This is a genomic window from Nosocomiicoccus ampullae (assembly GCF_001696685.1).
Lineage (GTDB): Bacteria > Bacillota > Bacilli > Staphylococcales > Salinicoccaceae > Nosocomiicoccus > Nosocomiicoccus ampullae_A.
Map to the genome: position 1 here is coordinate 92,856 of NZ_MBFG01000004.1, position 15,716 is coordinate 108,571.

At 36.0% G+C, this 15,716-nt stretch carries 17 protein-coding genes; 14 read left to right on the forward strand and 3 right to left on the reverse strand.

Features of this window, described 5'->3' with window-relative positions; genetic code table 11:
• Nucleotides 1–29: 29 nt before the first annotated feature.
• From BBS29_RS08345 to BBS29_RS03665, 4 genes are all read left to right on the forward strand, one after another.
• On the forward strand, nt 30–167 hold the full coding sequence (locus tag BBS29_RS08345; RefSeq protein ID WP_155974679.1) for a hypothetical protein: 138 nt from the start codon (nt 30–32) through the stop codon (nt 165–167).
• A 99-nt stretch (nt 168–266) separates the two neighbouring features.
• Nucleotides 267–1,880, forward strand: coding sequence for an aryl-sulfate sulfotransferase (locus BBS29_RS03655; protein WP_068129138.1), 1,614 nt, complete (start codon nt 267–269; stop codon nt 1,878–1,880).
• Nucleotides 1,881–1,944: 64 nt separating this feature from the next.
• Nucleotides 1,945–2,349, forward strand: a complete 405-nt coding sequence (locus BBS29_RS03660) for an HIT family protein (protein ID WP_068129140.1) — start codon at nt 1,945–1,947, stop codon at nt 2,347–2,349.
• A gap of 81 nt (nt 2,350–2,430) precedes the next feature.
• Nucleotides 2,431–2,817 (forward strand): YolD-like family protein, encoded by a 387-nt coding sequence (locus tag BBS29_RS03665; protein ID WP_068129141.1) that lies wholly within the window; start codon nt 2,431–2,433, stop codon nt 2,815–2,817.
• Between the two features lie 35 nt (nt 2,818–2,852).
• Here the strand turns inward: BBS29_RS03665 and BBS29_RS03670 are convergent, their stop codons facing one another.
• Nucleotides 2,853–4,547, reverse strand: a complete 1,695-nt coding sequence (locus BBS29_RS03670) for a YhgE/Pip domain-containing protein (RefSeq protein ID WP_068129143.1) — start codon at nt 4,545–4,547, stop codon at nt 2,853–2,855.
• Nucleotides 4,548–4,685: 138 nt separating this feature from the next.
• Between BBS29_RS03670 and BBS29_RS03675 the strand changes: the two genes are divergently transcribed.
• The 4 genes from BBS29_RS03675 (at nt 4,686) to BBS29_RS03690 (ending at nt 8,720) form a co-directional block, all read left to right on the forward strand.
• Nucleotides 4,686–5,285, forward strand: coding sequence for a TetR/AcrR family transcriptional regulator (locus BBS29_RS03675; RefSeq protein ID WP_068129145.1), 600 nt, complete (start codon nt 4,686–4,688; stop codon nt 5,283–5,285).
• Between the two features lie 178 nt (nt 5,286–5,463).
• Nucleotides 5,464–6,909, forward strand: a complete 1,446-nt coding sequence (locus tag BBS29_RS03680) for an amino acid permease (RefSeq protein ID WP_068129147.1) — start codon at nt 5,464–5,466, stop codon at nt 6,907–6,909.
• Nucleotides 6,910–6,956: 47 nt separating this feature from the next.
• On the forward strand, nt 6,957–7,712 hold the full coding sequence (locus tag BBS29_RS03685; RefSeq protein WP_068129150.1) for a class I SAM-dependent methyltransferase: 756 nt from the start codon (nt 6,957–6,959) through the stop codon (nt 7,710–7,712).
• A gap of 135 nt (nt 7,713–7,847) precedes the next feature.
• Nucleotides 7,848–8,720, forward strand: coding sequence for a DegV family protein (locus BBS29_RS03690; RefSeq protein WP_068129153.1), 873 nt, complete (start codon nt 7,848–7,850; stop codon nt 8,718–8,720).
• Between the two features lie 44 nt (nt 8,721–8,764).
• On the opposite strand, the gene BBS29_RS03695 is transcribed toward BBS29_RS03690, so the two are convergent.
• Together BBS29_RS03695 and BBS29_RS03700 are read right to left on the reverse strand one after the other, a co-directional pair.
• A complete protein-coding gene (locus BBS29_RS03695) occupies nt 8,765–9,112 on the reverse strand; it encodes a hypothetical protein (protein WP_068129155.1) in 348 nt (115 codons plus the stop codon).
• 64 nt (nt 9,113–9,176) lie between these two features.
• The gene (locus BBS29_RS03700; RefSeq protein WP_068129157.1) at nt 9,177–10,157 is read right to left on the reverse strand and encodes a YeiH family protein; all 981 of its coding nucleotides are present in this window, start codon (nt 10,155–10,157) and stop codon (nt 9,177–9,179) included.
• Nucleotides 10,158–10,286: 129 nt separating this feature from the next.
• Here BBS29_RS03700 and BBS29_RS03705 point away from each other — a divergent pair, with 129 nt between their 5' ends.
• The 6 genes from BBS29_RS03705 to BBS29_RS03730 all read left to right on the forward strand — a co-directional run bounded on the left by BBS29_RS03705 (nt 10,287) and on the right by BBS29_RS03730 (nt 15,714).
• Nucleotides 10,287–10,949: an HAD family hydrolase gene (locus BBS29_RS03705; RefSeq protein WP_068129159.1), complete on the forward strand. Its 663-nt coding sequence runs from the start codon at nt 10,287–10,289 to the stop codon at nt 10,947–10,949.
• 12 nt (nt 10,950–10,961) lie between these two features.
• The gene (locus BBS29_RS03710) at nt 10,962–11,291 is read left to right on the forward strand and encodes a hypothetical protein (protein ID WP_068129161.1); all 330 of its coding nucleotides are present in this window, start codon (nt 10,962–10,964) and stop codon (nt 11,289–11,291) included.
• A gap of 87 nt (nt 11,292–11,378) precedes the next feature.
• A complete protein-coding gene (gene mqo, locus BBS29_RS03715) occupies nt 11,379–12,854 on the forward strand; it encodes a malate dehydrogenase (quinone) (protein WP_068129163.1) in 1,476 nt (491 codons plus the stop codon).
• A 113-nt stretch (nt 12,855–12,967) separates the two neighbouring features.
• Nucleotides 12,968–13,762, forward strand: a complete 795-nt coding sequence (locus tag BBS29_RS03720; protein ID WP_068129165.1) for a hypothetical protein — start codon at nt 12,968–12,970, stop codon at nt 13,760–13,762.
• Between the two features lie 117 nt (nt 13,763–13,879).
• A complete protein-coding gene (aroF, locus tag BBS29_RS03725) occupies nt 13,880–14,893 on the forward strand; it encodes a 3-deoxy-7-phosphoheptulonate synthase (RefSeq protein WP_068129167.1) in 1,014 nt (337 codons plus the stop codon).
• Nucleotides 14,894–14,934: 41 nt separating this feature from the next.
• Nucleotides 14,935–15,714 (forward strand): N-acetylglucosaminidase, encoded by a 780-nt coding sequence (locus BBS29_RS03730; protein WP_068129169.1) that lies wholly within the window; start codon nt 14,935–14,937, stop codon nt 15,712–15,714.
• The last annotated feature ends 2 nt before the right edge of the window (nt 15,715–15,716 follow it).

A 15,716-nucleotide genomic window follows, 5' to 3' on the forward strand; every position in this document is an offset into this window, starting at 1 on the left:
TTTTATAATTAATATATTGTAAAGGAGTAATGAAATTGTTCGTTTTAGGTGCAGTAACAGATTGGCTTGTTATGGGATTCTTTATTGCAATTCCGGTATTCATGCTCTTTTTCCTAGTCGCACTCGTGCTTGAGGAAAATAGTTACAATAAGAAGAAAAATAAATAATCTGTCTAACTAAAGTTAGAAGATACTCCCCATAAAACATGCAGTATGCTGTATTGCTTTACGGGGAGTATTTTTATATTAAAAATTCGGGAGAAAACGATGAGAAAAATTCTATTATCAATGTGTTTAATACTCATCGCTGGTTGTTCAGCACAACCGGACGAGAAACCAAAAGAAACACCTGAAGAAAAAAATGAATCAATTGTTGAAGAAATTATTGATCTTGAAGAAGATTTTTATCAATTAGAGAAAAACAAAGATACGCTTAAATCTATAAAAGAGATCGACAAAGAAATTAACGAATCATATTATAGCGATAATTATACGTACGATAACCCTTTTATACGAGTTAATCCGTACGGTAATAGTCCGTTATCCGCATATGTAATGTTTAATACAGATGAACCGACGAAAGTAACGTATACCGTTACAGGGAAAACAGAAGACACGTCTTTTACTTATGAGTCATCAAACTACGAAGTACGTCATCAAATACCGATTGTTGGTTTGTATGCAGGAACGGTGAATGATGTTTTAATTACTGTAACAAATGAAAATAGCGAAGAACTTGAGCACCAAATAGAAATTGAAACAGATGAGTTAGATGAGGATTTCTACACTGTTGATACTGTTAAAGAAAAACAAATAAAAAGAACAGATGAACTAACGTATGTAAAAGCAACAACTGGCGAATTGTTCGGAGTAGATCATGCAGGGGATATTCGTTTCGTACTTTCAAATATTTCGACAGAACTATTTGAAGTCATTGAAGAAACGGGGCACTTTATATTAAATGTAACGCATGACGATACAAATACGATATTCAACGAGCTGATTGAGATTGATCCGGTTGGAAAAATATATCGTGCGTATACGTACTCGCAGTCAAATTATGATGGAGATCGACCGCTTCATGACGACGTTATAACGCTTGAAAATGGCAATGTATTGCTACTTACTCATAATAATGTTGATGAGCATAATTATGATGCTATGATAGAAGTTGACTGGGAAAACGGTGAGATTGTGAATAATATTAATTTTAAAGAAGTATTCCCTGAAGCGTTATATAAGTATCACGTCGGTGATGATTGGTTACACGTAAATAACGTCGACGTATCGGACGATTCATTAATCATTTCTTTCTTAAATCAAAATATCATTGCAAAAATGAGTTATCCAGAAAATAAAATAGAATGGATAATCACACGAGACGATAATTGGCCGAAAGAAGACGATGGGTTAGGTGAAAAGATTTTAAGTACTGAAGGTGTCGACTTACCAATGTATCCATATAGTGTCGAAGTTTTACCGGATCAAGATAATAATGTATCTACAATAGATGTATTAGTATTTGATAATTACGAGAGCGATATAGATCAATATAGTAGAGTAGTTCAATATCGTATATACCAATTAGAAGATAGAATTGAGGAAATTGACTCGTATCGTGAGCCGTTTTATAACAACGGAGGTAACGTATACTTTGAAGATGAAAATAATCGTGTATTCGTAACGTCTTCAATGTCGAGTGAAGAGAACCATATCACTTCTAACATTGTCGAACTTAGTCAAGAAAATAATGATGTTACATCTGAAATGCGTATTGAACGAGAGAAAGACGATAACCATGATTCTATCTATCGTGTGTATCGCATGCCGTTACTATCAGAAAACTATATAGTTGATGTATTAGTTGAGCCTGAAGAGTGATTTATAAGCAAAATTAATAATTGGAATGACAAAATTTAGTATATTGGTACATAGGAGTGATTATATGAATAATGAACTATACGAATCTATTAAAAATAAGGATTATCATTTAATTAGAGAAAGTATTTATAGTATCGCGATACTAGATAAAAGACCTGCGACAAAAGGCCATATTTTAGTCATGCCGAAGATGCCGATTGAAACATTTGGCGATATCGATAATAAAGTCGTACGCGGAGATCTAATGGCACTCATGCATAAAGTCGCGACGAAAGATATGGATAAAGATTATACGATCGTGTGCCATAACGGTGAATCTGCTGGCCAAACGGATTCACAAGTACACTTTCACTTTATCCCAAGAGATGACAAAGATAATTTAAACTTTGATCTACCTCATGACACTTCAATTAATGTAGATGAGGTTTTAGAAGATATAAAAGTGAAAAGAGCAGAAAAATTAAAATAACGAGAAGGAAAACCTTCTCGTTTTATTTTTGTTGAAAAACAGAACATACGTTCGTATAATAAAATCAAGGAGATGGTAAAGATGATCCTCGATTATAGAAATATTCCATACGAACAACTCGATTCAAACATCCCTATTGGCCGAGGGATGATTAAGTGGATGCCGTTTGCAACGATGCCTGAACAATACGAAAATGTAAATCAAATGATTCAAAATCAATTAAAAAAAGAGTATCCAAAGTTAACAGATGACGCACTTCAACATAATGAGCGCATGCTGCAATCATTGCTCGGTAAAAGAGCCATTATTCGGTATTGGGCGAATGGGTATGAGATGATGATTGAATGTACGGTAGAAAGTATTATCAAAGAAACGAATATGATTATGGTGAATAAAGATAATTCTCTACTCCCGATTTATTTTTATCACATTTATGAGGTTGAACAAGGTAGTAATTTATGGGCATAAAAAAGTGGCGCCTGAAAGGTGCCACTTAATTGGTTCTATGACTCTAATCGACTGAGTCGACTTGTAAGAGCTTTGTATTTTGGTGATTTTTCTTTTATCCAGAATAGTAATAAGATAAATAACATCGCACTCACAAGCATTGCGAGTAATACGTATATGACTGTACTGAATTCGTGATCGAATGCCTGGTTGAATATTGCTGTTCTGTAACCGATGACTGTATAAGACATTGGTAAGAATTCATATAGTTTTTGGTAAATCGCGTTTGTCGTTTCGATTGGGAATGTTCCCCCACTCGCTGATAATTGAACGATGAGTAAGATGATACTTAAGAATTTACCGAAGTTACCGAATAATGTAACTAACGCACCAATCATCGTAATAGATAATAATGCCCATACATAGTTGAGTAGGAAGAATCTCCAGTTACTACCGATATCGACTTGCATAATGAAGTCAACGACAATCGTAATGAGTGATGAGATGATTAATGCATGTACCATATATAGGAGCATACGGCTGACCCATGCTTTAAATACACCAGTATGTTCATCAAATATTTTGTTGTTTGGATAGACGACGTTAAACGTAATTGATCCAATGAATAAGCTAATTGCAACGATTAACGGTGCAAAGCTTTGTCCGTAGTTTTGAGTCTTAACTACGTTATTCGTTTCTAAATGAACGGGTTGTGCGATATCTTTTGCACCCGCTTCAGTAAACGCTAGGTTTTCTTCCTCGATTTTATCGAGTACTTTTTTAAATTGCGTATTAATTTCGTTTAATGAGTCTGAAAGCTGTTGTGAACCTTGTTGTAACTCACCTAAACCGTTATTTAATTGTCCCATTCCATTAGCTAATTCGTTCGCGCCATTTGCTGCTTCGCTTGCTCCTTGAGCAAGTTGATTTGCTCCACCACTTATTTCGCCAGCACCTTGCTCTAATTGACCTTGTGCCTGGACGAGCTGTTGTCCTGCAGGACCTAAGTTTGGTGCAATTTGCTCTAGTTGTGCAGTCATTTGTTGCTCACCTTGGTAGAGCTGACCAGCTCCTCCACTTAACTGATTTGCACCATCATTGAGTTGTCCGATACCATTGTTTAATTCATTTGCTCCTTGAGATAGTTGTCCTGAAGCGTTATGTGCTTCAATAAGACCAGCATTTAATTCATCTGCTCCATCTGTCAGTTGCTGAATTGCATCTTGCGCGTCTTTACTGTCTGACTCTACAGAGTTTAGTTGATCGACAATCGCTGTAATATAATTATCAGTAATTTCTTTACGTACTTCTTCGATAATGAAATGTCCTACTTGCTCTGACATGAGAGAACCGATGAAGTTATGTCCAGGGTTTAAGTTCAGAGACATTTCAACTTGCTCAGGATTATCCGTTAAGAAGGACATCGCTTTTTTAGACGTGTCTTCAGGAATCAAGATATATCCGTACGTATCTCCTTTTTGTAACGCTTTTTTCGCAGTATCTAAATCAGTAAACTGCCAATCTAAACGATCTTCCTCTTTTAATTCTTCTATTAAAGAATCACCGACATGGATTTCCTCGTGACCTTTGTCTTCGTTTACGATGTGAAATTTCATCTCTTCAGTATTTTCATATGGATTCCACATTGCACCTAAAAAGATAACAGCATATATAAATGGAAGTGTTGAAACGACTAGAAGAGAAATTAATAACACAGGCGTTTTCCGTATAAACTTAAAATCTCTTAACATTTAATCACCTTTACTTTTTAATTTCCGTCAAAATGATGAGTACAATAAAACATTATAATACGCAGTGAGTCGAATTACAAGAATTTTAATCAACATAGTGTATAATATTATACAAAGAATAAAACAGGAGCGATAGAAATGAAAAAAATGGATTTGCGAGTGATCAAGACGTTAAAACGTATCGATGAATCAATCGTCGAGCTACTTCGTGAGAAAAGTTTTGAAGATATCACGGTAAAAGACATTTGCGAACATGCGATGATTAACCGTGGAACATTTTATAGCCATTATAAAGATAAATACGATCTCATTGACTCATATCAAAAAGAGTTAATGATTGGTGTGGAGGATGTGCTATATAGAAGTAAGGAAGTAACTCAAAAAGAAGAAGAAATGAAAAAGATACTTGAAGGGTTATTTGTATATATCGAAGACCATAAAGATAAAATATTCGCAACGGCAATTGCAGTCGGTCGATTACAATTTATAGAGGAGTTCTCAAAATATACGTATAAATTTTATGAGGCGAAACAAAAAGAGTATGGTATTACAATCGCTCAAGATAATTTTAGAAATTATCTTATTACGTATATGTCCAATGCACATATCGGTATTATACATCGTTGGTTAGAAGGTGGTTGTAAAGAATCGCCAAAAGAGATGGCTAATATCGTAGAGAAAATTACAGTGAACGGAATTTTTAAATCACTTTTAGTAAATGAAGAATTAGTTATATAAAGGAGTGCCTAGAAGGTGCTCTTTTTTATATACATTTTAATTATTCAAAAAAATTAAAATCTTTTAACTATTTCATGAAAAGGTATTGTAAACGGAGAGAAAAAGGTATACGATACTTAAATGACTCATATCAATTTTATAAAAATGAATGTCAAAAATAAGAAAAGGAGGAGTCAATATGTCCAACAATGAAATGGACCGTGGTCTAAAAGCACGTCACGTCTCTATGATTGCGATTGGTGGTGCGATTGGAACAGGGTTGTTTGTCGCGACAGGTGGTGTAATATCTCAAGCTGGACCCGGAGGGGCTTTACTTGCATATTTAATTATCGGTGTCATGCTTTACTTTTTAATGAGTACTATCGGGGAGCTTGCGACGTTTTATCCAGTGTCAGGTGCATTTAGTGCGTTCTCGACGCGTTTTATCGATCCATCGGTTGGGTTTGCAATCGGTTGGTTATATTTAATTATCGGCGTATTAGTATCTGCGGTTGACATAATCGTTGCTGCAAACGTAATTACGTTTTGGGAAGCGATGCAGTTTCTTTCACCATTTGGCTGGAGTATCGTATTTTTCATTATCATCGTATTACTAAATATATTTACAGTAAAACTTTATGGTGAAGCGGAATATTGGCTTTCTCTTATAAAAGTTACTACGATTTTTGTATTTATCGTATTCGGTGTGTTAATGATTTTTGGAATCCTTGGTGGTGAAACGTACGGCTTTAAAAACTACACAATTGGAGAAGCTCCGTTCGTTGGTGGCTTTGCTGGATTCTTTAGTGTACTACTTATAGCTGGTTTCTCTGTCGGAGGTACTGAAGTTGTTGCAGTCACTGCTGGAGAATCTGACGAACCAGAAAAATCGATGCCTAAAGCAGTAAAGCAAGTGTTTTGGAGAATACTTATATTCTATATCGGTTCAATTGCAGTCATTTCAGCGATTTTACCATACACAGATCCGATGTTATTAAACGAATCCGGATCAGTAAACCAAAGTCCATTTACAATTGTTTTCGATAGAATTGGTATTGCATTTGCTGCGTCTGTCATAAACGCAGTTGTTTTAACAGCATTACTTTCAGCATCGAACTCGATGTTATACACAGCAAGTAGAATGTTATATTCACTCGCAAATAATAAGCAAGCACCAGCATTTTTAGGAAAAGTTAACGAACGTACACGTTCTCCGCTTTCAGCGGTCATTACAGTAATCGTTGCCGTGTTTTTAATTATTGTATTTTCTAACTTCAAAGAAAATGCGATTTTCTTCTTATTAGAACTCGTTGGATCGCTGATCATTGTGGTTTGGGGCTCTAACGTTTGGGCGCAAATTCGATTACGTAAAGCAATCAAAGTACAAGGAAAAAATGTAGAAGACGTCTTACCATTTGTCGGTAAAGGGTATGTGATTGGTAAAATAGTTGTGATTGGAGTGCTACTCTTACTATTCGCAGGTGGGGCTATTCCACACTTATTAAACTTAAACTTTAAAAATGTCTTTGGACATTTCTTACCGTTTATATTATTTGGAGCAGCAATTGTTATTCATAAGTTAATAACAGGTAGTAAAATGGTCAAGCTGTCTGAGATAGACTTAGAACGTAAACGCACAGAATAATCTTAAAGAGTACTGATCTTTCAGTACTCTTTTTTAGAGGTGAAACGATGATTATTACGACGCCATTAAAGTACGATGCAGCACTGCGCGATGAGACTATTGAGTTAGGAAAAAAGTACAATATAGAATTTGTTGAGCGTTATAAACAAAGCGTGAAACAACTAAGGTCTAGAAGTAACGATATACTCATTATCGGAAAAGAAAAAGTACAGTATATATCAGAAGAAGGTACATTCACGTATCATCCGAATTTTGCTCAAGTCCGATTACGACGCTTACTAAAAGGTGAAGACGATCCATTTTTAGAAGCCACAAATCTAAGAAAGAACGATAAAATATTGGACTGCACAATGGGACTCGCATCAGACAGCTTAATCGCAGCCCATGTAACGGATAGTGTTACATCTCTCGAGTCCGTTCGTAGCATATATTTGACTGTGTCTATAGGGTTAATAAAATATCGCTATACGTTACAACAATTAGAGAAGGCTTCAAAGCGTTTAACAACATATAATGTAGACGCATATTCATACTTAAAAGAACAACCAGAAAATAGTTATGACGTCGTCTATTTCGACCCGATGTACGATGAAGCGGTACAATCTGAAGGTATAGACTCATTAAAGCAACATGCAAACTATGCAAATTTAACAGAAGAAGTAATTGAAGAGGCAAAACGTGTGGCAGCTAAAAGAGTTGTTTTAAAAGCGCATTATAATAGTCCCTTATTTAAACAATTTGGATTTATGCAATGCATTCGTAAAAACACCGTATCGCATTATGGAGTTTTACTCACATCATAAAGACTTTATTTTTCCTTCATACGTTTAATAATAGAATCGATCGATATTAATCTGTATAATGGAAATTGATATAATATTTCGTTTGCAATAGTTATTTTGAAGTGCATAAAAGAATTTAAATTTAAGGAGATTATTATGAAGATAGCATACATTATCGATAGTACAGCGGATCTCGATCCAGCTTATGAAAATCACCCAGATATTTATCGAGTGAGTCTTCACGTGACATATGAAAATGGCGACGTGATTGAGGACTCTAAAGATGAAACTAAAATTCAAGAATTTTACAGAAGGTTAAAAAAAGAAAAGACGCCACCAAAGTCATCACAGCCATCGCCTCAAGCGTTTATGGACGTATTAGATAAAATCGTCGAAAAAGGCTATGACGCAGTGATTGGTATTACTTTATCTGCAAAACTTAGTGGAACGTTCCAAACGATGCAGATGATTATGGAAGAATATAAAGACAAGATTCAAGTGTATCCAATCAACTCTGAAAACACATCTTACGTCATCGGTAGTATGGTCGAACAAGCGATGGAACTTGATGAATCAGGTGTTGAAATTGACAAGATTATCGAGCACTTAAAGTGGGTGGCAAGTGAATCAGAGGTATATTTACTCGTTAAAGATTTACACAACCTTGTAAAAGGTGGTCGTCTCGGTTCTGCATCGGCAGTTCTCGGCTCGTTATTACGCATTCGTCCAATTATGAAGTTTGATAACGATGAAGGCGTTAAGTTATACGAAAAAGTACGCACAGATCGTCGAGTCATGGCGAAATGGGTTGAAATATTAGTTGAAAAGTATGAACGCTTTAAAGGGAATTTAGATGTTGTAGTTGTTCACGGTGATGTGGAACAAGACGCATTAAAAATTGTTGAAAACTTTAAAGAAAAGTTCCCGGATATTAAATACCACGTCTATTACCTAGGAACAGTACTTGGAGTACATGGTGGTAATGGCGCAATTGGTATGGCATTTATTCCAAATCAATACGAAAAATAATATAAAAGGCACGTTTCCTAAACTTAGGGAACGTGCCTTTGTTATTATTTTCTTAATGATGCTAAGAAACTTAAAATTGAAAGTGATGCTAGTTTAAGTGATGATTTTGACTCGTCAAAGCTATCTCCAGCTAAGTAGTGCTTTACAGCTGCCGCACTCATAACGATCGATGCCATTAACGAACCGAGGCGTCCGAATGTTTTACTAACTAGTGATAAGCTCATTAACACTGCGCCGACACTTTCTAAGTAGCCAGCAATTAACATTTCTCTAGAGTTTACATTGAATTTTTTCTCAAAGTCTTCTCCAAGTTCACCGTTCGCTCTTACTTTATTTACACCTGACTGGTAGATGTTTGATGCAACGTACCAGTTAATAATATGTCTAAACATAATTGTCCACTCCTTCTAATTGTCTATTATACAATGTATCCAATTCATACGTATGTTAAACGCTCTAAAACAAAATTAATACAAAATATGTAATAATCGATAGTAAACTCGATGTGACTAAGAGAGATACCATCGGTGCTTTTGCTTTGTTAAAGAGAGTTTTAAACGAAACGTTTAAACCGAGGCCAACCATTGCCATAATCATAAAGAACTTCGCTATTTCGTCAACGATACTCGACACATTGCTCGGAATATCTATAAACGTATTGACGACAGCAAGTAATAAAAAGCCGATTAAAAAATATGGGAAATTCACTTTTTGTCTATCATTCGTGCTGTTATTTCGCTTTGACCATATGTACATTAATGCAAAGCTCACCGGCACGAGTAAAAATACACGAGACAATTTTGCGAGTAACGCATACGCGAGACTATCGTCACTTACTCCACCTGCTAATACGACTTGTGCAATTTCATGTAAGCTGATTCCAGCCCACATGCCGTACACTGTGTCTGTCATTGAAACGACCGGGTATAAGAATGTGTAAATGAGTGCGAAAAACGTCCCGACGAGCGATATTAAACCGATGCTAATCGCTGTGTCTTCTTCATCACTTTTAATAATCGACGATACCGCACCGATCGCAGCGGCACCGCATATGCCTGTACCAAATCCAAGTAATAACGCGATGTCTTCATTACCTTTAAGTAGCTTATTGATGAACATTAATGGGAACACACTAAAAAGAATTACGAAAACACCACCGACGAGTAGCCATAGACCATCAGTTGCGATTGTATATAAGTTAAGTTTTAGTCCGTATAAAATAATCGCGACACGTAGTAACTTTTTAGATACGAACGTAATGCCGTCGGATAATAGTTCTGGGTAACCTAGAGTATTTCTGTAAATCATAGAGATAATAATCGCAATTGCAAGCGCTCCAATACTCGATAGTAACGGTAGTTGAGCGAGTATATAACTGATTGAAGCAATTAGTATTGTAAATAAAATGCCATATGTAAATAACTTTTTATTTTTCATAGGTTCCCCCTCCTATACTTAATATTATAATCTAATAATATCTATACTTGGTCAACATGTTAAATGTGTTATAACGTAGCTTTAATATGATAAACTAGAACTGTTAACACTCATAAAGGAGACATCTATATGAAAGTCGCACTATTTGATTTTGACGGAACACTTTATCCATATGAAACGTTCCAAACACTTCGATACCATATGCGTGACAATCCAAAATATAAAAAGTACTATAAACACTTTGTTCGTCGCTTTGCACCGACGTATTTTGGGCACAAATTAAAACTCGTTCCAGAACTCCAATTTCAAAATAAAGCATTAGAATCCTATATTTATGCATTTAAAGGTGCTTCTAAAGATGAAGTGGAGACATTTTTCAGTGAAGTCGGAGAAGCGATGAGAGAACAGTTAAACCAAACGGTGGTCGAAAGGCTACAATGGTTACGTGATAACGACTACTATACGATTTTAATTTCAGGTGCATTTCAACCGATGTTAAAGGCGATGTTTAAAGATGAATTTAGCCACATTATCGGTTCAGAAGTGAATTACAATAAGAAGGGCGTCCTATCGACTAAAATACCATTTGTACGAGTATTTGGTGCGAGGAAAATCGATTTAATTCGTAACCATTTAAAACATAAAAATATCGACTGGGATAAAAGCCATGCATATAGCGATAGTGCGACGGATTTAAGCATGTTAAAGCTCGTAGGGCATCCAGTCGTAGTGAAACCAGATACGAACCTTAAAATCATCGCAAATAAAAATGGATGGGAAATTTTAAATTAAAGGATGATAATTATGTCATTAATAAACATCAATGAATCAGAACTATATCCGACAGAGTCATTCGGACCAGCGGTCGAAGGTACGTTAATTTATAATGTACAAGGACAAGCAGAGTGGGAAGGTGCATTCATTACAACGAATGAACGTCTTATAATGAATGTCAATATGAACGGTGAAGCATACCGCAGAGTATTTGATTATAAAGATATTAAAGACGTATATCAGAATGAGCACGGGCTATTTATTGAATTCCCTGAAGGTATGGGGAAAATCGCACTCGTAGAGACGAAAACAGGCAAAGAAGAGACATTTGTTGAATATGTTAAAAAGAAGTTAGGTTAACTTAAAAAAGATAAGTTCTAGGCTTTTATAACGATATTGAGACATATATAATAATAATTGAATATGAAATAGGGAGATCGATTCAATATGGCAAATGAGGAGAAGAAAAATGTAGTCCTTATTGGGGGCGGCATTATGAGTGCAACGCTAGGTGCGCTCATTAAAGAGTTAGAACCAAGCTGGAATATTAAGATGTTTGAAACGCTAGAAGCTCCTGCTCTAGAAAGTTCAAGTCCATGGAACAACGCAGGTACAGGGCACTCAGCACTATGTGAGTTAAACTACACACCAGAAGACGCTAACGGCAACGTTGACATTACTAAAGCGGTAAACGTCAATGAAAAATGGCAAACGTCATTACAATATTGGGCACATTTAGTAAATTCAGGTCAGTTAAAAGCCCCAGAAAAATTTATTAAAAAAGTACCGCACTTAAGCTACGTCGAAGGTAAAGAAAACGTGGCATTTTTAAAGAAACGTCAAGAACTATTAAAAGACCAACCATTATTTGAAGGTATGGAATTTAGCAGTGATAAAGAAACGTTAGAACAGTGGATGCCGCTTATGATGGGAGGACGCGAGTCATTCGATGACATCGCTGCAACGTATATCGATAAAGGTACAGACGTTAACTTTGGAGAGTTAACGAAGCAATTATTCGATAATCTAGAAGAACAAGGCGCCTCATTACAATATAAACATGAAGTCGTAGATTTAAAGAGAATTGACGACAGTAAATGGGAAGTTCAAGTGAAAGATTTAACGACTGGTAGATCAGAATTCCATATTGCGGACTTCGTATTTATCGGTGCAGGTGGCGGAAGTTTACCACTGTTACAAAAGACAAAATTACCAGAGTCTAAAAACATCGGTGGTTTCCCAGTGAGTGGACTTTTCCTCGTCTGTCAAGATGAAGAGATCGTTAACCAACATGAAGGAAAAGTATACGGTAAAGCAAAAGTTGGTGCCCCACCAATGTCAGTACCACACTTAGACACACGTTATATCGATGGTAAGAAATCATTACTGTTCGGACCGTTCGCAGGATTTTCTCCGAAGTTCTTAAAAACAGGGTCATACTTCGATTTAATTGGTTCTGTAAAACCAAACAACGTGTTTACAATGCTTGCTTCAGGAGCGAAAGAAATTCCATTAACAAAATATTTAATTAGCCAATTATTACTATCAGACAACGATAGAATTGAAGAGTTAAGAGAATTCGTTCCAACAGCGAAAAAAGAAGATTGGGATACAATCATAGCAGGACAACGTGTTCAAGTCATTAAAGATACAGACAAAGGAAAAGGAACATTAATGTTCGGAACAGAAACAATCGTTTCTGAAGACGGAACTGTCGCAGCGTTACTCGGAGCATCACCAGGTGCTTCAACATCAACTGATGCGATGATCAACGTATTAAAACACTCATTTAAAGATTCGTTTGAAAAGTGGGAAGCGGAACTTAAAAAGATGATTCCGTCTTATGGTAAAAAACTTTCAGACGAAAGAGACTTATATAACGTCATAGACAAAGAAGTACGTGAAGTACTAAAAATTAACTAAAATAACGCCTAGCGATACTAAGTCGCTAGGCTTTTTTACTGGATTCTCTAGAAAGTTATAACGCTATCGGTTATAATATAATAACGATAGAAATAACGATAGGAGAGACGACAATGCAAACACCAGTGTATTATTCAACGGCACAAGTGACAGATATGGTCGAATTGTCTGATCAAAACGTACGTAAATACTTCCGTATGCTAGAAGAACGTGGATATGAAGTGACACGTGACGAATACCAACGACGTCTATTTTCTCAAAATGACGTGCTTATATTACAAGAGATGATCAAAATCTCTAAAGAACCTGGGTATACGTTAGAGCTCGCTGCAGATGAAGTATTAAAACAAGCAGATGATATTATAGAAAAAAATAAAGAAGAGAAAAATGACGTTGCGTCGAATGAAGAGGTACTAAAAGCACTACGACTCGTCGTCGATAAGCTAGAAGAAATGCGTCAGGAAAACGTAGAACTTCATCAAAATATTAAAACGCTCGTATCACGACTCGACCGTTATGACGAAAATCTACTCGATACGAAAGAGCAACAAAAACTCCTCGTATCAGAAGTATCATCTATTAAAGAGGATCTTCAACATTCTGCAGAAAAAGTAGAATCTGATAATAAAGAGCTAGAAGAAATTGAAGCATCGATTCCAAAAGAAGAAACAACAGAAGAGCCATCAGACGTAGAAGAAACTGAAGAAGTTAAAGATGAGTCTGAAGAGATAAAAGAAGAAATTCAAGAAGAATCAAAAACTGAAAGCGAAGATAATCGAGATAGTTACGATATGAATGATTATCAACCGAAAGAGACGGACAAAGAAGAGAACGAAGAATCTTCTCAAGTGACATTTACTCCAGAGAAAAAGAAAAAAGGGTTTCTCGCACGATTATTCGGAGGTTAAGTATTATTTGTTTCACATGAAACGTGTTACAATACTTAAGAGATTATTGTGTGGACGTAATATTATGACTGCCACTTTTAGTGGCAGTTTTTTTGCAGTTAGATAGGAGGATTGTTTGTGATTATTCACATTTCACAAAACGCATGTGAAAACCAAATCGATGAAATTACACAGTTCGTTGAGTCGATGGGCTTAAATGCACATCGTTCCAACGGTTCAAATAGAATTATTTTAGGCTTAACAGGAGACGTATCTAAGGTAGATGTGAACACGCTGAAAAAATATCATATCGTAGAAGGTGTATATCGTATTACCGCGCCTTATAAAAAAGCAAACCGTCAATTCCATGAAAAAGACAGTATTATCGATATCGGCGGTGTTAAAATTGGAGGGCCACACTTTTTAATGTGTGCTGGGCCTTGTTCTGTCGAGAACGAGACGGATACAATAGAACTCGCTAAACAGCTAAAGGCATCTGGTGCGAACGCGTTAAGAGGCGGAGCATTTAAACCAAGAACATCACCATATAGTTTCCAAGGCCTTGGCGTGGAAGGGTTAAAAATTTTAAATGAAGCAAAAAAGGAAACCGGACTTCCAATCGTTTCAGAACTTATGGGAACAGAACATTTAGATACATTTGTTGACATGGTTGACGTCATTCAAATCGGTGCACGTAATATGCAGAACTTTGATCTATTAAAAGCAATCGGCCAAACAGATAAACCAATTCTTTTAAAGCGCGGTATGTCAGCAAAAATTGAAGAATGGTTAATGAGTGCAGAATATATATTAGCAGGTGGCAATAAAAACGTTATTTTCTGTGAGCGCGGTATCCGTACGTTTGAAGATGCAACTCGTAATACGCTAGATATTCAAGCAGTACCTGTTGTACAAAAAGAGTCACATTTACCAATCGTCGTCGATCCATCTCATGCAGCAGGTATTCGTTACGTCATTCCGTCAATGGCAAAAGCAGCGGTAATGGCAGGGGCTAATGGACTTCAAATCGAAGTGCACCAAAATCCTGAAAAAGCATGGAGTGATGGTCAACAATCGTTAACACCTGAAGAGTTTAGTGATTTAATGTCGACGATACAATTATTGCTCCAAATGGAAGGCAAGACATTATAAGCCTATAAGTGCTATAGTCATGTTTTAATTAAAGGAGAGTTATGAATAAATCAATTCAAAGCCACGCGATGGTCATTATGATGTTAATCGTTATCGTGACATTTATAATCGCATTTATCGTTTCGATGAGTTACTTAGTGGAATCGGAGGACGAGCCTTTGTATACATTTGAAGAAGCGTTACAACTACAATTAAATAATGGAACAGAAGATTTAAAATTTGATTCGGGCTACCTTGTACCTGCGACAGATGAAGATATTAAAAATGCTATGGACCCTAAACACCAAGGCGTATTTCAGTTTGTACAACTAGATAATCAGTCAAAAATCTCTGTTGAAGATGCTAATGAATTGTTAAAAGACTCAGGTGTTTTAAAAGATACTGGTGAATTTTTTGTTCAGGCAGAAAAAGAATATAATGTGAATGCATTATATTTAATAGCACATGCAAAAATAGAAACAGGTAACGGAAAGTCAGAGCTCGCAAAAGGAATTAAAGTTGATGGAACTACGTACTATAATTACTTTGGGATTGGAGCATTTGATATCGGGGCGATAAAAACAGGAAGCAGTTATGCCAAAAAAGCAAATTGGGATTCAAAAGAGAACGCAATTCTCGGTGGTGCGAAATTTATTAAAGAGCATTATTTTGATAATAATCAAGTAACGCTCTACGATATGAGATGGAATCCAAACTCGCCAGGAACGCATTTATATGCGACGGATATAAAATGGCCAGATTCTATTGCTAGAGTGTTAGAATCACATTACGAAGCAGTACAATTAAAGCCGGATTTTATAGAGAAAGACATATATAAATAGGA

Bases quoted from the DNA above. Each gene is read 5' to 3' on its own strand.
- BBS29_RS08345 (WP_155974679.1), top strand. From the start codon at position 30: ATGAAATTGTTCGTTTTAGGTGCAGTAACAGATTGGCTTGTTATGGGA.
- BBS29_RS03655 (WP_068129138.1), top strand. From the start codon at position 267: ATGAGAAAAATTCTATTATCAATGTGTTTAATACTCATCGCTGGTTGT.
- BBS29_RS03660 (WP_068129140.1), top strand. From the start codon at position 1,945: ATGAATAATGAACTATACGAATCTATTAAAAATAAGGATTATCATTTA.
- BBS29_RS03665 (WP_068129141.1), top strand. From the start codon at position 2,431: ATGATCCTCGATTATAGAAATATTCCATACGAACAACTCGATTCAAAC.
- BBS29_RS03670 (WP_068129143.1), bottom strand. From the start codon at position 4,547: ATGTTAAGAGATTTTAAGTTTATACGGAAAACGCCTGTGTTATTAATT.
- BBS29_RS03675 (WP_068129145.1), top strand. From the start codon at position 4,686: ATGAAAAAAATGGATTTGCGAGTGATCAAGACGTTAAAACGTATCGAT.
- BBS29_RS03680 (WP_068129147.1), top strand. From the start codon at position 5,464: ATGTCCAACAATGAAATGGACCGTGGTCTAAAAGCACGTCACGTCTCT.
- BBS29_RS03685 (WP_068129150.1), top strand. From the start codon at position 6,957: ATGATTATTACGACGCCATTAAAGTACGATGCAGCACTGCGCGATGAG.
- BBS29_RS03690 (WP_068129153.1), top strand. From the start codon at position 7,848: ATGAAGATAGCATACATTATCGATAGTACAGCGGATCTCGATCCAGCT.
- BBS29_RS03695 (WP_068129155.1), bottom strand. From the start codon at position 9,112: ATGTTTAGACATATTATTAACTGGTACGTTGCATCAAACATCTACCAG.
- BBS29_RS03700 (WP_068129157.1), bottom strand. From the start codon at position 10,157: ATGAAAAATAAAAAGTTATTTACATATGGCATTTTATTTACAATACTA.
- BBS29_RS03705 (WP_068129159.1), top strand. From the start codon at position 10,287: ATGAAAGTCGCACTATTTGATTTTGACGGAACACTTTATCCATATGAA.
- BBS29_RS03710 (WP_068129161.1), top strand. From the start codon at position 10,962: ATGTCATTAATAAACATCAATGAATCAGAACTATATCCGACAGAGTCA.
- mqo (WP_068129163.1), top strand. From the start codon at position 11,379: ATGGCAAATGAGGAGAAGAAAAATGTAGTCCTTATTGGGGGCGGCATT.
- BBS29_RS03720 (WP_068129165.1), top strand. From the start codon at position 12,968: ATGCAAACACCAGTGTATTATTCAACGGCACAAGTGACAGATATGGTC.
- BBS29_RS03730 (WP_068129169.1), top strand. From the start codon at position 14,935: ATGAATAAATCAATTCAAAGCCACGCGATGGTCATTATGATGTTAATC.